7 protein-coding genes are annotated in these 17,941 nt (G+C 65.5%); 3 read left to right on the top strand and 4 right to left on the bottom strand.

Annotated features, from left to right (window positions below):
* Positions 1-7 precede the first annotated feature (7 nt).
* Positions 8-1,273 (top strand): carbohydrate porin, encoded by a 1,266-nt coding sequence (locus TU73_RS12370; RefSeq protein ID WP_057012432.1) that lies wholly within the window; start codon positions 8-10, stop codon positions 1,271-1,273.
* A gap of 8 nt (positions 1,274-1,281) precedes the next feature.
* Here the strand turns inward: TU73_RS12370 and TU73_RS12365 are convergent, their stop codons facing one another.
* Positions 1,282-2,265 (bottom strand): helix-turn-helix domain-containing protein, encoded by a 984-nt coding sequence (locus tag TU73_RS12365; protein WP_231984805.1) that lies wholly within the window; start codon positions 2,263-2,265, stop codon positions 1,282-1,284.
* 283 nt (positions 2,266-2,548) lie between these two features.
* Between TU73_RS12365 and TU73_RS12360 the strand changes: the two genes are divergently transcribed.
* Positions 2,549-4,546, top strand: a complete 1,998-nt coding sequence (locus TU73_RS12360; protein ID WP_231984806.1) for a TonB-dependent receptor — start codon at positions 2,549-2,551, stop codon at positions 4,544-4,546.
* Between the two features lie 543 nt (positions 4,547-5,089).
* Here the strand turns inward: TU73_RS12360 and TU73_RS12355 are convergent.
* Genes TU73_RS12355 through TU73_RS12345 form a run of 3 tightly spaced genes read right to left on the bottom strand, consistent with a single transcriptional unit; the run spans position 5,090 to position 11,215 of the window.
* Entirely contained in the window at positions 5,090-7,237 is a 2,148-nt protein-coding gene (locus TU73_RS12355; RefSeq protein WP_057012429.1) for a TonB-dependent receptor, read from the bottom strand.
* 34 nt (positions 7,238-7,271) lie between these two features.
* Entirely contained in the window at positions 7,272-10,334 is a 3,063-nt protein-coding gene (locus TU73_RS12350) for an ABC transporter permease (protein WP_057012428.1), read from the bottom strand.
* Positions 10,331-11,215: an ABC transporter ATP-binding protein gene (locus tag TU73_RS12345; RefSeq protein WP_046072145.1), complete on the bottom strand. Its 885-nt coding sequence runs from the start codon at positions 11,213-11,215 to the stop codon at positions 10,331-10,333. Before TU73_RS12345 ends, TU73_RS12350 begins: the two co-directional genes overlap by 4 nt.
* Before the next feature lie 299 nt (positions 11,216-11,514).
* Between TU73_RS12345 and TU73_RS12340 the strand changes: the two genes are divergently transcribed.
* Positions 11,515-17,925, top strand: coding sequence for a non-ribosomal peptide synthetase (locus TU73_RS12340; protein WP_057012427.1), 6,411 nt, complete (start codon positions 11,515-11,517; stop codon positions 17,923-17,925).
* Positions 17,926-17,941 lie beyond the last annotated feature (16 nt).

Genomic DNA, 17,941 nt, shown 5'->3' with positions numbered 1-17,941 from the left:
CCTGCGCATGACCCCTACTTCTCATACGTCCTTTGGCCGCCTGGTGCTGGGCCTGGCCCTGACTGCCGCCCTGCCCGCCCAAGCCGACGACACTACCCTGACCGGCGATTGGGGCGGCCTGCGTCGCGAACTCGACGCACAAGGTGTGCGTTTTACCGGCGACTACAGCGGCGAGACCGCCTACAACGCTCACGGCGGCCAGCATCGTTCGGCACGCTACTCGCAAAACCTCAAGCTCGGCGTGCAGTTCGACCTGGGCAAGCTCTACGGTTTCAACAACGGCGACCGTATCCAACTGACCATCAATGACCGCCGCGGCAACAGTGCTTCCGAGGATCTGGTCGGCAACCGCCTGCCGATCCAGGAAAACTACGGCGGCCTCTACACCCGCCTCACCGAGCTGAGCTACGAGCGCACGCTGTTCACCCCCGCGCTGAATGTGAAACTCGGCTATATGGCCATGGGCAACGACCTGGGCGGCCTGGACAGCGGCATCCTGTGCAACTTCATGAACGCCGGTTTCTGCGGGCATCCGCTGAACATGTCCGGCGGCAGCGGTTGGGCCAACTACCCGAATGCGCACCTGGGCGCACGGGTGAAATATGACTTTTCGCCAAACTGGCAGCTGCGCGTGGCGGCGTTCAATGTCGACCCTTCCAGTAACGGCAACGCCAGCCGCGCCTGGCATGTGGGCCCCAAGCACACCACCGGTACCGTGGTGCCCATCGAGCTGATCTACAAGCACACAGGCGCCCTGCCGGGTGAATACAAGCTGGGGTATTACTACGACAGCTCCGATGTGAAGCGTATCGGCAGCAATAAGAAGGTCAGCGGCCGTGGCGGCCACTACCTGCTGATCGATCAGGCCGTGTGGGCTTCCGGGTCATCGGAAGGTCGCAGCCTGCACGCCTTTGGCCAGTACTCCGCCGCCAGCGAAGCCGCGTCGCCATTCACCAAGTGGTATGGCGCGGGCGTGGTGCTGTACAAGCCGCTCGAAGGTCGCCCGCGGGATACGGTCGCCCTGGGTTATGGCCGTGCGGTACCCAACCCCCGCAGCCGCGATGTGCAAGAGCTGGCAGCGTTCAACGCAGGCACGGCCTACCCGGACCTGGACACAGCCGAACAGCTGATCGAACTCAGTTATGGCTACCAGGCCACGCCATGGCTGACCCTGCGCCCGGATGTGCAATACATCATCGAGCCGGGGGCGTTTTCCGGCGACAACATCGACAACGCACTGGTGCTGGGCCTGCAGGTCAAAGCGGTGTTCTAACGGCAGCTTCAGCCGGCGCCCAAGGATTTGCCACGGCCACCGTTCTTGAGCATCGACGGGTTGATCCCAAACTGCTTGCGAAACGCCGTGGCGAAATGACTGGCGTTGGCATAACCCAGGTCCGAGGCGATGCGCATCACTGATTCGTCGCCGTTCATCAAGCGGCTGCGCGCCTGGATCATACGCATCTGCTGGAACACGCCATAGACACTGTTGGAGAACAGTTGACGAAACCCGCGGGTGAGCTTGGGCTGGCTCAGGCCGGATTCGCGGGCCAACTCCGACAGGCTCGGCGCCTTGCCCAGGTCGGCGAGCAAACGATCGCGGGCCCGCACCAGCCGCTGGCGGTCGGTGTGGCTGACACGGCAGGTGCATTCCGCATCCTGGCGCGCTTCCAGGAACAAACTCACCAACGTGACACTTTGCCCATACAACCACAGGCTGCTGCGTGGCTGGACCGATGGCAGGCTGGCGCCTTGATCCATGGCCAGGCCAAGCATATGTGCAGTGGCGCTCATTTCACCGCTGCGATGGCCGTCGAGAAAGCACTGCTCGCAAGCCAACGCCTGGTTCAGCAGCGGGTCGAGTTTCAGTTCCCACTGGGTCAGCAGTTCGGGGCGGATCATGACCGTGATGTTGTCGATCTCGCCGTGCTGGTGATAAAGGCCATGGCGGCAGCGGCCATAGCTGATGCTGCCCGCGCCTTCGTCAATCGCGTAGCGCCGTTGCCGACGCCCATCGCGAAAGCTGCACGCGGCCTTGCCCTTGAGCAGGTTGGTGAAGCTGAAGTGAATGCACTCGCTGTCGTCCTGCAACGGTAGTTCCACCGGCTGCTCGAACGTACTTTGCCAGCGCACGATATCCAGGCCCTCCTGCAGCGTCATGCGGGTGACCCGGCAATGCGCCCCTGGCCCGAGATCGCTTCCATAGCCTCCCGTAATGATTCGCGAGACCGGCATCGGCTCCCCTGCGCCTCCTTGAACGGCTGACATCGTAAATCTCCTGGCTGACCGGATACGGCTCGAATCAGATCACATTGGGGTAGATGTGCGCAATTGATAATTATTAGCATTTGGCGCGCCGCAAACGCTACACCAAACCGCCGCTGCCCCTGTGCACCGCGCGCCGATCAGAATTCTCAGTCAAGGTCCCATCATGTCTGCACGATGCAACACGACGGCTACCCGCCAATCTTGCTACAAATGTAATACTATAACAATAGCAATTGCACTGACACTGTCTCCATCAGCCTTCGCCGCCAGCGAGCCCCTGCAATTGCCCGCCTCGACGGTGACTGCGCGCATGGCCAAGGAAGACCCCAAGGAAGTGCCGATCAGCGTCAGTGTGACCAGTGGCGAAGAACTGCGCAGCCAACGCCTCGACACCCTGGAAAGCGCGCTGCGCAACACCTCCGGGGTCAGCGTCAATTCCTCAGGCGGACCAAATGATTTCAACGTGCTGATCCGCGGCGTGGGTTCGCTGTACCAGATGTCCATGGATGACAGCTCGGTGGCGTTCAACATCGACGGCGTGCCGGTGTCGTCGCGCAGCCTGGGCTTTGGCACCCTCGATGTGGACCGCATCGAAGTGCTCAAGGGCCCCCAGGGCACTCTGTCCGGTGCGATTGGCCAGGCCGGCGCGGTGAATATCACCACCCGCCAACCCACCCGCGACCTGCAAGGCTATGTACGTGGCGAAGTCGGCCAGCAAGGCCAGTTCCTCACCGAAGGCGCCATTGGCGGGCCGCTCAGTGACAGCTTCAGCGCCCGCCTGGCGGTGCGCCGTGCCGGTTACGACAGTTGGATCGACAACGACCAGACCAACCACCCCATCACCAAACCGCGCAATGATGCCTATCGCGGCAGCTTGCTGTGGGACCTCAACGATGACACCCACATACTGTTCAGCGCCGAACGCCAGCAGACCGAACGCGCCACTAACTCCCTGGTACTGCGCCCCTACGGCAGCCACCCGAGCCTGGACCTGACCCCCGGCCTGTTCGACGACAATGGCAAGACCACCGAGCGCTACACGATCAAGGTAGAGCATGACTTCGCCAACAGCCGCCTGACCTCCACCACCGCCACTGGCACCGCCGACTTCACCGGCTTGATCGCCTACGACAGCAAGCTGATGGGCGCGCTCTATGGCACGCCCGGCGAGTTCTGGGTGGTGGACAAATCCTTCGAGCGCAGCTGGAGCCAGGACCTGCACCTGGGCTCACTGCCCGACGCTGACGTGTTCTGGGTCGCAGGCGTCGCCGCCAGCCGCAACGAGCGCAGCTACGACACCCCGCGCAATACCTACGGTACCTCCGGCGCCAAGTTCCGCGACTTCACCACCACCACCTATGCCGGCTACGGCGAAGTGACGTTCCCGCTGACCGAACGCCTGAAACTCACCACCGGTTATCGCCACTCATGGGACCGCAAGACGTACGACGGCCAATACTTCGCAGGTTCGAGCGCCGTGGATGACTCACGCAAACTCACCGACCATTACGGCACCGGCCGCGCCGCCCTGAGTTACGCGATCACCGCGCAGACCAACGTCTACGTGCAACTGGCGCGGGGGTATAAATCCGGCGGGTTCAATGACTATGCCTCCCAGGTCAGCGACAGCGCGCCCTACAAGGCCGCCGTCAGCAAGGCCGCTGAACTTGGCTTCAAGAGCGAGACAGAGGACCGTCGCGGCAGCCTCAACGGCGCGCTGTTCTACACCCGTGTGCACGACGACCACTTGCTCGGCTACGACGCCGCGACTTTCGCCACCAACGCCTTCAACGCCGACACCCGCACCCGCGGCGCCGAGCTGGAAGGCAGCTGGCGCTTCGACTACGGCCTGACCCTGGCTGCCAGCGCCACCTACCTCGATGCCAAGGTCACCAGCGGTGTGCAAGGCATCCAGGCCGGTGACGTTGCCGCCGGCAACCGCACCCCGGATGTGCCGCGCTGGAGCGGCAACTTTAACGCCAGCTGGAAACAGCCTTTAGGCAGTCTCGCCAGCCTCGGCGAAACCACCCTCAACACCAGCCTCAACTACCACCTGGTGGGCGAACGCGCGGCCGATCCGCAGAATCATTTCAACCTGGATAACTATGAAAAGCTTGATCTGAGGGCGGGGCTGGAGAGCAAATTTGGCGAGGTGTATGCGTTTGCCGACAACCTGTTGAACCAGACGTATGACACCTATGGTTTCTACAGTGACCCGGTGGCCTATGGTGGGCCATCGCGTCGGCGTACCTTGGGCGTGGGCTATACCTATCAATTCTGAACTGACGGCGATTCGATTGACTGTACGCCGTCCAAATGTGGGAGGGGGCTTGCCCCGATGGCGGTGTGTCAGCCTCAGATGTGTTCACTGACACTCCCTCATCTTGGCATGAGTATCTACACGACTCTTACGTAGCCACCGTCAGTAACCACGATGCGCAGCGAGCCGCTCTTGATCTTGATCTGCTTTTGATCTTGATCTTAGGCGCCCCGTTAAACCACGCTGGCCGGAATTCGACAGGGATCTGGGGGGTAAACCGGCAGGGATGCCGGTTTAGCCGCCCCGCGCCATGGATGGCGCGTGGCGGCGGCCCCCCAAATCCATGGCGGATTACGGGCACACCGAGCCTGAGCGAGGTGCCGAGTGGTGGGGCAAGAGCGTTTGGTTACTTTGCGCTTTTCAAAGTGACCCGCTGTAAAAGCGGAACCAATAGTGGCCGTTACCTAAATAATGGATATGTACTCGGTCTGATCCAACATCCTGGTCAACTGTCAGGCCGCCATCGGGGGCAAGCCCCCTCCCACATTGCACCGAGTGGCTACCTCAGAACTGGTAGCTATACCCCACTCCCGCCGAACGTCCGCGCCCCGGCATCCCGGTCAGCACCGTGTCGGTGGAGTACGCGCCATACAGGTCATACCGTGCATCCAGCAGGTTATCGCCCCACAAATAAACTTCCGAGCCACCGCTCTCCACACCCAGGTGCAAGTCCAACTTGGCGTAACCCTGGAGGTCATAGTGGTTCTGCGGATCAGCCGGGCGGTTTTTCTGCACGCGGTAGTTGAGCAAGGTGTTCAAGCGCGGCGCGGGCAAGCCCAGCAGTTCACCCAGGGGTTTGTTCCAGGCCACGCTGAAATTGCCACTCCACAACGGCACATCCGGCACACGGCTGCCCTTGGCCACATCACCGCCGGAAACCCCCGGCGCGTCCGAGGTGACCACTGCGTTGGTGTAGCTGATGGCACTGCCCAGGGTCAGCTCATCGGTGACGTGCCAGGTGCTCGACAACTCAGCGCCTTTGCTGCGGGTGTCGGCATTCACAGCGCTGACTGCCATGCTTTTGAAGTCGTACCCCAACAGGTGGTCATCCTGCACACGGGTGATGAACAACGCGCCTTCCAGGCTCAACGCACCGCCTTCGCTTTCATGCTTGAAGCCGACTTCGGCGGAGTTCACCTTGGCCGCCTTGTAAGGCTCGCTGTCCTTGACTGAGGTGGCGTAATCGTTGAACCCGGCCGACTTATAGCCCCGCGACAACACCGCATACAGGTTGGTCTGCGGCGTCCATGCGTAGCTCAGGGCCACGCGCCCGGTGTTGTAGTCGTCCTGCAAGCGACGACTGTCGCTGACCTGGTTGCCGCCGCTGCTGTAGTCGGCACCATAGGTCTTGCGGTCCCAGGTGTGACGCAGGCCGGTGGTGAGTTTCCAATCCTCGGCAATCGGGAAGGTTACTTCGCCGTAGGCGGCATAGCTGTTGGTGGTGAAGTCGCGCATCTGCCTGGCGCCGTTGGTGAAGTTGGTGGAATCGAAGCTGCGCTCTGAACGGGACAGGTTCACCCCGCTCACCCAGAACACCTCGGCATCCGCCAGGGAGCCCAGGCGCAGGTCCTGGCTCCAGACCCGCTCATGGGCCGCGTCTTCGACCAGGTACTCGAAGGGTTGGCCGTACAACGCCTGGGTGATGTTGCGATCATAGCCCTTGATCGCCTTGAAGTCGGTGCTGGTGTAGGCGCTGATCGAGGTGATCCGGGCCTGGGCCAGGTCGTGGTTGAGCTCGAAGGAATAACGCTCGTTGGTCTTCTTGTTGCTATCGAAGGTGCCGGGGGTGTAGTCGAGGCTGGGACGATTGCCGAATGGCCGCAGGATCTCCGAGCCGGCATAGTGGTCAGCGCGCTGGCGCTCGACGGTCAGCAGGCCGGTGGTGTCTTCGTCGTTGTCCCACAGCAGGCTGCCGCGCAGGGCCAGGTCGCGTGGCTTGGTCAGGGGGTCGCCGTCCTGTTGGTCGTCGACCCAGTTATCAAAGCCGCTGCGCCGCACCGCAATACGCCCGGCCAGGGAGTCGGTCAGCGGCCCGCCCACTGCGCCTTCGGTCATGAACTGGCCCTGGTTGCCCGCTTCGCCGCGCACATATCCTTCCAGCTCGCGAGTGGGCTTGCGGGTGGTGACGTTGATCGCCCCCGCTTCGCTGTTACGCCCGAACAGCGTGCCTTGGGGGCCCTTGAGCACTTCCACTTGCTGCACGTCGAGGGTGGCCATGGCCGCGTTGCGCACTGACATCGGCACCCCGTCCACGTTCAGCACCACCGAACCGTCGTCCATGCTCATCTGGTTCAGCGAGCCGACCCCACGGATACGCACATTGGCATCGTTGGCGCCGCCCCAGGAGTTCACATCCACCCCCGGCGTGGTGCGCAAGGCCTCTTCCAGGGTGCGCAGGCGGCGGGTCTCCAGGGTTTGCCCATCGAGCACCGAAAGGCCGAACGGAATGTCCTTGGCACTTTCCTGATTCAATCGGGCACTCACCGTCACCGGTGCCAGCTCGATGGTCTCGGCGCTGGCGGCCGGTTGATGGTCAGCGGCATAGGCCGCACACATCTGGCTGGACAAGGTCAGCGCCATGGCTTGGGTCAATACGTTGGCCCGCCAACCGAGAGGACGACGCAGCGGCTGGATAGACAGTTCAGATGTCATGGCAAAGCTCCAAAAGACAGGGATGATTCAAACTTCATTGCGCAGGCCCCCAGCGCTTGAGCGCGGCGGCAATCGCCGGATCGGAGGGCGCGCCCAGCAGGCCCTGGATCGCGGCGGGCCATCCCTGGCCGTGACGGACGTCGGCGGTCATCGCCGTGAGGTGTTCGGGGGTTTGCGCGGCGACCCAGTCGAGGCTGACCAGCGCGGCATAGCTGGCGGCCCAGCCTTGTTCGCGGGCATCGGCCAGGATGCCGACGGGCTCGCCGTCGTTGCCCAGGGCGCGGGTCAGGTCATCGGCCATCAGCTTGACCAGCGTGGCCCGGGCGTCAGCGCCATCGGCATCCTCCACACACAGCAGGCCCAGCGCCCCCGCCACACCCTGGCTCAGCCACAGGTAACCGGGTGCCTGACGCAGGTCGCTGGCGTCGGTCAACATGCGGCGGGCGAGTAGTTCGGCAATATGGGCGCGACGCGTCCAGCGCCCGACGCCTGCTGGCGCCACGTCCCAATTGGGCGACTGGCTGAGCAGCAGATGGCGGTGACTCAAGCGGCTGGCGCCCATGCCGGCCGGCCACTGGCTCAGGTGTTCGACGCTGGGGCGGCTGCCCAGGCGTCGCGCCACACAGGCACTCATCAGGTCCAAGTCTTCCTGCACTTCACGGGCGGTGTGCTCACGGCTGGCATCCTTGCGAACCGGCGTGGCATAGCCGAAGTCGAGTGGGCCCAGGCTGCTGCCGGTCAAGGCCTGGCCATCGACCTCAAGCTGCCATTGCCAGTGTCCGGCCGGTGCTACGGCATCCACCGCCACCTCAGCCCCCCTTGGCAACCGGGGCACCGCGACCGGCAAACCGGCTTCGCTGCGCTGGGCCGGCGCACGCAACAGTCGCTCGCTGTCCAGCCCCAGGCGCGGCACCATGCGGCGCGCTTCCAGCCATACGCCCTGGGGCCCAAGCCAGAACGCTTCGCCTTCGGCAGGCCAGCCGTCAGCGCTCAGCGTCCAGTTCAACACCACCTGGCAACCACTCGCTGCGCAACCCTGCAAAGGCATACGCAGATGCGCGGTTGCTTGTTCAAACGCGACCGCTCGCCCCATCACGCTGACCGCCGTCACCTGCAGGCCCGGCGGCAACTCAGCGTCCAGATGGGCAGCGACCACCCCATCCAACGTCCACTGGCCCAGGACCTGCCGCGCCGCCGAATCAACCTGCACCTGTAACTGTCCACCCGCCACCTGCCAGGCGCTCGCCCCGGGCAGCCAGCGCTGTTCCCAGTCGGCACGTTCGGCACGTTGCTCGGCGACGGACTGGTAATCGCCCTGCTCCACCAGATGCCGCTGCAACAGCAGGCCGCTGGCGAGCAAGCCGACGATGCCCAAGGCCAGCAACGCACCCGGCAGGCCAAGCAAACCGCGGCGCACATCACTCAGCCGACGGCGCTCCGGCCCACGGGGCAAGGCCAGTGCCGCCACCGCGAGCAACACCAGGCAACCGGCGAGTTTCCAGCTGGCCAAGGTGGCCAGAAACCCCAGCCATGGCGCCCATCCTGTCAGCAACGAAACCCCCACATGCGCCGGGATCGCCATGGCATAGAGCGGGTAACTCACCAGCCCCAACTCATGGTTGAGCACCAGGAAAAACGTCAGCAGCATCGAGGTGGCGTACGCCAGTCCGGAGCGGCGAACCAGCGCATGCACCAGCACCGTGAGCATCGCCAGCTCCACCAGCGGTGGCGCGAATACCAGCGCCTGATAGACCAGCACAAAACCCGGCGCCAGGCTTTCGGGGGCGGCCATCGCACTGATCAGCAAGCTGGCCAGGCCCGGCACCAACGCCAGGACCAGCGTCGCCATCAATACACACGCCACCCGCCCCAACAGGCGCAGCCACGCCGGGGCCGGGGTCGCCTGCAACATCGCGCCAAAGCCTTCGACGTCATCGCGCCGGCACACCAGCCCGACCAGGGCCGCGACGATAAAGGCGATCACCAGGAACAACGCGCTCGACAGCAACGGCAGGGTCAGGTCCGCTCGAGGCACCATCGGCCCACGGGCATGCCACACCCCGTGGACAAATCCACTGAGCACGCCCATCACCAACAGAAATCCGAGGGCCACCCACCAGATGCGCCGGGCAAACAGCTGGCGTACCTGCCAACGCGCCTCGCACCACAGGGCTCGCGGCCATTGGCTGCGCACCAGGGGGCCAGGCAAGGTCACGCCGATCGCCAGCAGCATCGGCGGCTCGGCCAACACGGCCCCGCTACGCTTGCCCATCAAGCCCTGACGCGTGGTGCGGGCCAATACGACGGCCAGCAACAGCAGCGGCACTGCGCACCACAACACACGGTTAAGCCAGAACCCCGGCGTCAAGGCCAGCAGCGATTGGGACTTTTGCGCGGCGCTCCAGGTCTCCACCTGGGCCTGGGCAAAGGTGAACAATGACGGGTCCAGGCTGGCGGCCAGCAGCGGGTTGATATGCCCGCCCTTGAGCACCACCACGGCAAACATCCACAAAAGCATCAACACCGTCGCCAACCCGAACGGCGCCGCCAGGCCACGGCTGCGCAGCGCCAGCAGGTAATACAACGCACCGATCCCGGTGCTCACTGGCAACAGCAAGGCGACCCAGGCAAACCCCAGGGCCGACCACATCGGCGCACCGATACTGGCGGCCGGCACCCAGCCGAGCCAGCCCAGCACCGGGCTGACCAGGAAGCCGACGATCAGCGAACTGGCGAGCAAACCGCCCACCAGCGCCGCGCCGATAAAACGTCCCCACAGCAGCGCAGGCAGCGACAGCGGTAAAGCCAGCAACACCTCTTCCAACTGCGCCTTGCGGTCGCGCAAGGCCGGTTGCGCGAACACCCAGGCCCAGGCGAAAAACAGAAAGAACATGCACCCGCAGGACATCAGGTAGATCAGGCTCGGCGCGTTGCGCGCAATGTCGCTGGCGCCCATTTTCTGCACGTAGTCGGCATTGGCCAGGGACATCAGCAAATAACCGGTCAGGCCCAGGAACACCAGTAACGGAATACCGCTGCGCAGCCCTGCGCGGGCTTCCACCCAGGCCTCGCGCATCAACAGAACAAAGGTATTCATGCCTCGAGCGCCTCACCGGCCTGGGCCAACGCCAGGTAATAGATGTCTTCCAGACGCGGCGCGTGAGGGGTGAAGCGCGGATCGGCCGGGCGTTCGCCGTGCACGATCACGCGGCTACCGGCGGGGCTGGCGGCTACGTGCAAGGCGGCGGGCAGTGGCTCGCCTCGGCCAAACGACGCCTCCCACAGGCGACCCTGCTCGGCACCGAGCAAATCCGCCGGGCGGCCTTCGACAATAATCCGCCCACCGGCCAGTACCGCCAGGCGGCTGCACAGGTTCTCGACGTCTTCGACGATATGGGTCGACAGCAACACGATGGACTCGGCCGCCACGTCCGCCAGTACCCGGTGAAAGCGATTGCGCTCGGCCGGGTCAAGGCCCGCGGTGGGCTCATCGACAATCAGCAAACGCGGCGAGCCGATCAGGGCCATGGCGATGCCGAAGCGACGCAACATGCCCCCCGAATACGTGGCGAGCGCCCGGTGCGCGGCGTCTTGCAGGTTGACCTTGGCCAGCAGGCCCTCCACTTCTTCGCGACGTTGGCGGGTGTCGGTACGCCCCTTGAGCCAGGCAAACCGATCGAGCAGATCCCGCGCACTTACCCCCGGGTACGCCCCCAGTTGCTGTGGCAGGTAACCCAGCCGACGGCGCAGATGCTCGGCATCGGCTAACACATCCACGCCATCCAGGTGAATGCTGCCGGCGTCCGGTTGCTGCAAGGTCGCCAGGGTGCGCATCAGGCTGCTCTTGCCTGCGCCATTGGGGCCAAGCAAGCCATACATGCCCGGCCCTACGCTCAGGTCCACACCGCGCAGCGCCTCGACACCGTTGTTGTAGCGCTTGCACAAGCCGCGCACCTGTAAACCTGAATCGACTGACATCCACAACTCCATCAAGGACAAGCCCTGCAAAAGGGCGGCGAGCGACGGTAGTCAAGGCCGGCAACGCGGTTCTACCCGATTCAAGTCATTTTCCAACCGTATCCCGCTCAGTGATCAGCGTTATGTCCCACCGCCGTCACGCCAGAACCCGCGTCTGGCAAACGGATACGGGGCAAAAACGATTCGATCCGGGTAGTCGTCACAATGAGAATGACTAGCATCTGCTTCCACACAATGACCTGCCCCCAGCGCCTGGGCCAACCCCGGTCCGGGCCCTAGCGATGAGAAGACGTTGAGCCATGGCCACTCCCAGCACCTCAACCGCAACCCTGCTGCGCCGTTCCCTGTCCGAAGCCCTGGGCCAGCCCGCCGAACAGATTCCCCTGGAGGCCAACCTGATTGAATGGGGGCTGGATTCAGTCACCCTGATCCGTCTCGCCGGCCAATGGCGGCGCCAGGGCCTGGCCGCGCGTTTCGCCGAGCTGGTAGCCGACCCACGCCTGTGCACGTGGCTGACGCTGCTTGAGACCGCCCGCGTCGCTCCGGCCCCCGCCAATCACAGTGCGGACGACGGCCTGCCCTTCGAACTGGCGCCCATGCAACACGCCTACTGGATCGGCCGCGCCCCTGGCCAAGCGCTGGGCGGTGTGGCCGCGCACTTCTATAACGAATTCGACGGCCACGACGTTGACCCAAGCCGCCTGGAAGCCGCGGTGCAGGCCTTGCTGGCCCGCCATCCGATGTTGCGGGCGCAGTTCCTCGACGATGGCCGCCAACAGATCCTGCCCCACAGCCCATGGCCGGGGCTGAAGGTGCATGACCTGCGCCAGGCCGATGCCGAACAGCTGCAACAGCAACTGGAGGCCTTGCGCGCCGAGTTGTCCCATCGCCAGTTGGCGGTGGAACACGGCCAGGTGCTGGACATCCAGCTATCGCTGTTGCCCCAGGGCACACGCCTGCACCTGAACCTCGACATGCTCGCCGCCGACGCCCTGAGCCTGCGCACCCTGCTGGGCGACCTGGTGCAGTTGTACCGCCAACAACCCCTGCCCGCGCTGGACTACAGCTTCCCCCGCTACCTGGCCGACCTGCGCAAGGAACAGGCCAGCCCTGAGCAGCGTGAGCGCCATCGCCAAGCCCGCGATTACTGGTTGCAGCGCCTGGACGCATTGCCGGGTGCCCCACGCCTGCCGATCAAGCCCCAGGGTGATGAAGGCCAGGTGCGCCGCCGTCACCACTGGTTATCGCCGTCCCAGCGCCAGGCGTTTGAGCGCCATGCCCGCGAGCACGCCCTCACCCCGGCCATGGCCCTGGCAGCGGTGTTTTGCGAGGCCCTGGCGGCCTGGTGCGAGGCGCCCGAACTGCTGCTCAACCTGCCGTTGTTCAACCGCACGCCGTTGCATGCCGATGTCGAGCGCCTGGTCGGAGACTTCACCTCGTCGATCCTGCTGGCCTGGGATGGCCGTGTGTCCGGCACCTTTGCCGCCCGAGCCACAGCGTTACAACGACGCTTCCATGGTGACGCGGCCCACAGCGCGTTTTCCGGGCTTGAAGTGTTGCGCGAACTGTCGCGCCATCGCGGAGAGCAAGTACTGGCGCCGGTGGTGTACACCAGCGCCTTGGGCCTGGGGGAGTTGTTCGCCGAGGGTGTGCAGGAGAGTTTCGGCCAGCCGGCGTGGATCATTTCCCAGGGCCCGCAGGTATGGCTGGACGCCCAGGTCACCGAACTGGACGGCGGCATCCTGGTCAACCTCGATGCCCGTGAAGGGCTGTTTGCCGAGGGTGTACTGGATGGGCTGTTCGACGCCTACACCGGCCTGTTACAGCGCCTGTGCCATGACGCCGCGGCCTGGGATCAGGCGGTGCCGGCGCTGATTCCCGCCAGTCAGCTTGGCGTACGCAGCGCCGCCCAGGGCCAGCCCGCCGCGCTGCCGGTCGAGCGCCTGCACGAAGGTTTCTTCACCCAAGCGCAATTGGCCCCGACCCTGCCGGCATTGCTGTACGGCAATCAGGCCATCACCTATGGCGAGTTAGCCGAGCGTGCCCTGGGCGTCGCGGCCTATCTCGAAGGCCAAGGCGTGAAGCGCGGTGACGTGGTGGCCCTGCAACTGCCCAAAGGCCCCGCACAGGTGATCGCGGTGCTGGGCATCCTGGCGTGCAGCGCCACCTACCTGCCCATCGGCATCGACCAGCCTGCCGCACGTTGCCGCAAAATCTGCGAGGCCGCCGGTGCGCGCTTGCTGCTTACCCAGTTGCCGGACGCTGCCAGCCCATTGCAAGCACCCCGCCCCGGTGCAATCAGCGACCTGGCCTACATCCTTTACACCTCCGGCTCCACCGGTGAGCCCAAGGGCGTGGAAATCAGCCATCTCGCCGCCGCCAACACCCTGGAGGACCTGCAACGGCGCTTGCAGCTCAACCGCGATGACCGGGTCCTGGCACTCTCGGCGCTGGAATTCGACCTGTCGGTATTCGACCTGTTTGCCCCGCTGGCCTGCGGTGCGGCGGTGATCCTGATCGAGCCCGACGCTCAGCGCGACGCGCCACGCTGGCGCGAACTGGCGGTGCAGCACCGCGCCAGCGTGCTCAATTGCGTGCCGGCGCTGCTCGACATGTTGCTCGGCTGCGCCGACGCGCCGCTGCCCCTGCGCGCTGTCTTGCTCGGCGGTGACAAGGTCGCGCCGCAGCTGGCGCCGCGCCTGTGGGCCCAAGCCCCCGGTTGCCGCTTCATGGCCCTGGGCGGTGCAACGGAAGCGGCGATTCACTCAACGCTGTTCGAAGTCGTGCCCGGCCAGGCGCTGCACTGGCATTGCCTGCCCTACGGCAAGCCACTGGATAACGTCAGCCTGCGCATTGTCGACCCGCACGGCCATGACTGCCCGGACTGGGTGGCCGGTGAACTGTGGATCGGCGGTGCCGGGGTGGCCGAGGGCTACCGGGGCGATGCGCTGCGCAGTGCCGAACGCTTTGTGCAGTACCAGGGCCTGCGCTGGTACCGCACCGGCGACAGTGCGCGCTACCACCCCGACGGTACGGTGGAGTTCCTTGGGCGGACCGACTTCCAACTCAAGCTGCACGGCTACCGTATCGAAGCCGGTGAAGTGGAACACGCGCTGCTGGCCTGCCCCGGCGTCGAGCAGGCAGTGGCGCTGCTCGCCGGCCAGCACCTGGCGGCGGTGGTGCGCCTGGCGCACGGCCCGGCGCAGCCCACCAAACTGGCGTTCCCGAGCCTGGCCGAGCATCTGCCGGCCTATATGATCCCCAGCCTGATCCTGGGCTGCGCGCAATGGCCCCTGACGACCAATGGCAAGGTGGATCGCAAGGTCCTCAACGGCTGGCTGGCGGAACACGGCGGCGGCGCCCCGAGCCAGCTGTCGCAGCCCTGCGGGCCCATCGAACAACAGGTCGCCCACGCCTGGCGGCAGTTGCTCGGCTGTGGCGAAGTCTGTCGTGAGCACAGCTTCTTTGCCCTGGGCGGCGACTCCCTGAGCGCCACGCGCCTGGTGCGCCTGCTGGCCGAGCAAGGCGTGGGCGGCGCACGCATCGCCCAGGTATTCGCCCAGCCGGTGCTGGCACAGTTTTGCGCCGATCTGCATCAACAGGCCCAGGCCGAGCCGCCGCGCACCCTGATGCCGGACCTCGCCCAGCGCCATGCGCCCTTCCCCATCACCGAGGTGCAGCAAGCCTACTGGCTGGGCCGCGATCCAAGCCTGGTGCTGGGCGGTGTGAGTTGCCACTTCTACCGCGAATACGACGTCGCGGACCTCGACCTGCCACGCCTGCAACACGCACTCGGGCGCCTGATCGAACGCCATGAAATGCTGCGCGCAGTGTTCGATCAAAGCGGCCAGGCGCGCATCCTTCCTCAGGTGCCCACCTTCGTGATCGGCCAAGGCTACGCCTGCATCGAGGACCTGCGCGAACACTGTGCCCACCGCGTGTTCGATCCTGCCCACTGGCCGCTGTTCGATGTGCAGGCGGTGACCCAGGGCCGACACACCCGGCTGGCGATCAGCCTGGACAACCTGATCCTCGACGCCCTGAGCATCCTGCGCTTCTACGCCGAACTCGACGCGCTGTATCGCCAGCCGACGCTGGCCCTGGCGCCGCTGGAACTGTCGTTTCGCGACTATCAGCTGCAGGCCGGTGTGCAGCCTGCCGAACTGCACGCCGCGCAACACTTCTGGCAGGCACGTTTGCCCCAATTGCCGCCGCACCCGCAACTGCCCTTGGCGGCCGACCCTGCCAGTCTGGGCCGGCCACGCTTCGAGCGCCTGCAAGGGCAAGTCAAGACGGATGCCTGGCAAACGATTCTGGCCAAGGCCCAGCAGCATGGCTTGACCGCCTCGGCAGTGCTGCTCTGTGCGTTTGCCGAAACCCTGGGCCGCTGGAGTGCGCGCCCGGACCTGAGCCTGAACCTCACGCTGTTCGATCGCCGCCCGGTGCATCCGCAGATCGATCAGGTCATGGGCGATTTCACCTCCCTGACGCTGCTCGGTTATGAGCCCGTGGCGGGCGAACGCTGGCTCGACCGTGCACGTCGCACCCAGCAGCATCTGGGCGAAGCCCTGGAGCACCGCTGCGTCGGTTCGGTCAGCCTGTTGCGCCAACTGGCGAGGGACAGCGGCGAGCAACAGGTGAGCATGCCGGTGGTATTCACCAGCGCCCTGGGCGTGCCCGATGGCACCGCCGCGCCGGTGGACGGCCCGTTCGCCAGGCAGGTCTTCGGCCTGACCCAAACCCCGCAAGTGTGGCTCGACCATCAGGTGGTGGAAGCCGACGGCGGCATCGCCCTGAACTGGGACCGGGTGGTCGGCCTGTTCCCCGACGACCTCGTCGAAGCGATGTTCGATGCCTACCTGGGCAGCCTCCACTGGCTCGCCGAACACCCCTGGGACAGCGCCCCGCCGGACCTGCTGCCGGTGGCCCAGGCCCAACTGCGCGCCCGCTTGAATGCCCCCGGTCCCGGCGTACCGGGTGACCCGACCTTGCACCAGGGTTTCTTTCAACACGCACAGCAAACCCCGCAACGCCCGGCATTGTTGTGGGGCGAGCATGGCAGCCTGAGCTACGGCGAACTGGCCGAACGTGCACTGCGCATCGCCCGCAGCCTGCTGGACGCGGGCGTGACAGCCGGGGATCTGGTGGCAGTGTCCCTGGCCAAGGGACCACAACAGATCGCCAGTGTGCTGGGGGTGCTGGCAGCGGGCGCGGCCTACCTGCCAGTGGGTGTGGACCAACCGCTACAGCGTTGCCAGCGCATCCTGCAACAGGCCGGCGTCAGCCTGATCCTCGCCGAGCACGACCCGCAATTGCCCGGGGTCAAGCACCTCAAGCCGTCCCAGGCGCAAAGCGCCGAACCGCTGCACGCGCCGTTGCCCGTGAGCGCCGACCAACTGGCCTATGTGATCTACACCTCAGGCTCCACCGGCCAGCCCAAGGGCGTGGAAATCACCCATCGCGCCGCGATGAACACCGTGGCCGAGATCAACCGCGGCTACGGCATCGACGCCTCGGACCGTGGCCTGGCGCTGTCGGCGCTGGACTTCGACCTGTCGGTGTATGACCTGTTCGGCCTGCTCTCGGTGGGCGGCGCCCTGGTGTTGATTGATGAAGAGCAGCGCCGCGACGCCCGTGCCTGGCTCAAGGCCCTGCAACACCACCGCGTAAGCCTGTGGAACAGCGTGCCGGCGTTGCTCGACATGCTGCTCGAAGCCAACGCGGTGGAGCAGCACCCCCTGGCGCTGAAGGTGGCGCTGCTGTCAGGCGACTGGATTGGCCTCGACCTGGCGCAACGCCTGCGGCAACAGGCCCCGGACTGCCGCTTTATCGCCCTCGGTGGCGCAACCGAAGCGGCGATCTGGTCCAACCATTTCGAGGTACGGCAACCGCTGCCGGGCTGGCGTTCGATCCCCTATGGCGTGCCACTGGCGAACCAGGCTTACCGCGTGGTGGACGCCCTTGGCCGCGACTGCCCGGACTGGGTCACGGGGGAGTTGTGGATCGGCGGCGCCGGCGTCGCCCGTGGCTACCGCCATGCGCCGCAATTGAATGCCGAGCGCTTCGTCGACGGTTGGTACCGCACCGGCGACCTGGGCCGCTACCACCCCGGCGGCTTGCTGGAATTCCTCGGCCGCGCCGACACCCAGGTGAAGCTGCGCGGCCATCGCATCGAGCTGGGCGAAGTCGAAGCGGCCCTGGCCCGTCACCCCTGCGTGAACCAGGCCGTGGCGTTGGTCGCGGACCAGCGCTTGCTCGCCGCCGTCGCTGCCAGCACCTGCGCCGAAGTGCTGGCCTTGCACTTGGAGCAGTGCCTGCCCGCGTATATGCGCCCGGAACAGATCCTGGTGCTCGATCGCCTGCCCCTGAGCAGCAACGGCAAGGTCGATCGCCGCGCCTTGCTCGCGCCGCTGGCCGCCGCTGCCCACTCACGCCCCACGCTGGATGAAACGCCGTTGAGCGCCACTGAACAGCTGGTCGCCGAGCTGTGGCAGCAGTTGCTCAACGTGCCCTGCGTGTCGCGCCACGACAATTTCTTCCGCCTGGGCGGCGACAGCCTGCTGGCTACGCGTTTTCTCGAAATGCTGCGCTGCCGCATCGGTGTGGAACTGCCCATGGGCCAGTTGTTCGGCGCCGCCAGCCTGCTCGAAGTAGCGCAAACCCTCGAGCGCCAGCCCGCCCCGCACCCCGTTGAAGAGGGCGTTATCTGATGCCCGCACAACCTCC

Source organism: Pseudomonas libanensis (assembly GCF_001439685.1).
Classification (GTDB): Bacteria; Pseudomonadota; Gammaproteobacteria; order Pseudomonadales; family Pseudomonadaceae; genus Aquipseudomonas; species Aquipseudomonas libanensis.
The sequence above is the reverse complement of the archived record's forward strand: the minus strand, read 5'-3'. Positions and strand labels throughout refer to the sequence as shown.

Excerpts from the sequence above, each read along its gene's own strand:
- TU73_RS12370 (WP_057012432.1), top strand. The coding sequence starts at position 8 with ATGACCCCTACTTCTCATACGTCCTTTGGCCGCCTGGTGCTGGGCCTG.
- TU73_RS12365 (WP_231984805.1), bottom strand. The coding sequence starts at position 2,265 with ATGTCAGCCGTTCAAGGAGGCGCAGGGGAGCCGATGCCGGTCTCGCGA.
- TU73_RS12355 (WP_057012429.1), bottom strand. The coding sequence starts at position 7,237 with ATGACATCTGAACTGTCTATCCAGCCGCTGCGTCGTCCTCTCGGTTGG.
- TU73_RS12350 (WP_057012428.1), bottom strand. The coding sequence starts at position 10,334 with ATGAATACCTTTGTTCTGTTGATGCGCGAGGCCTGGGTGGAAGCCCGC.
- TU73_RS12345 (WP_046072145.1), bottom strand. The coding sequence starts at position 11,215 with ATGTCAGTCGATTCAGGTTTACAGGTGCGCGGCTTGTGCAAGCGCTAC.
- TU73_RS12340 (WP_057012427.1), top strand. The coding sequence starts at position 11,515 with ATGGCCACTCCCAGCACCTCAACCGCAACCCTGCTGCGCCGTTCCCTG.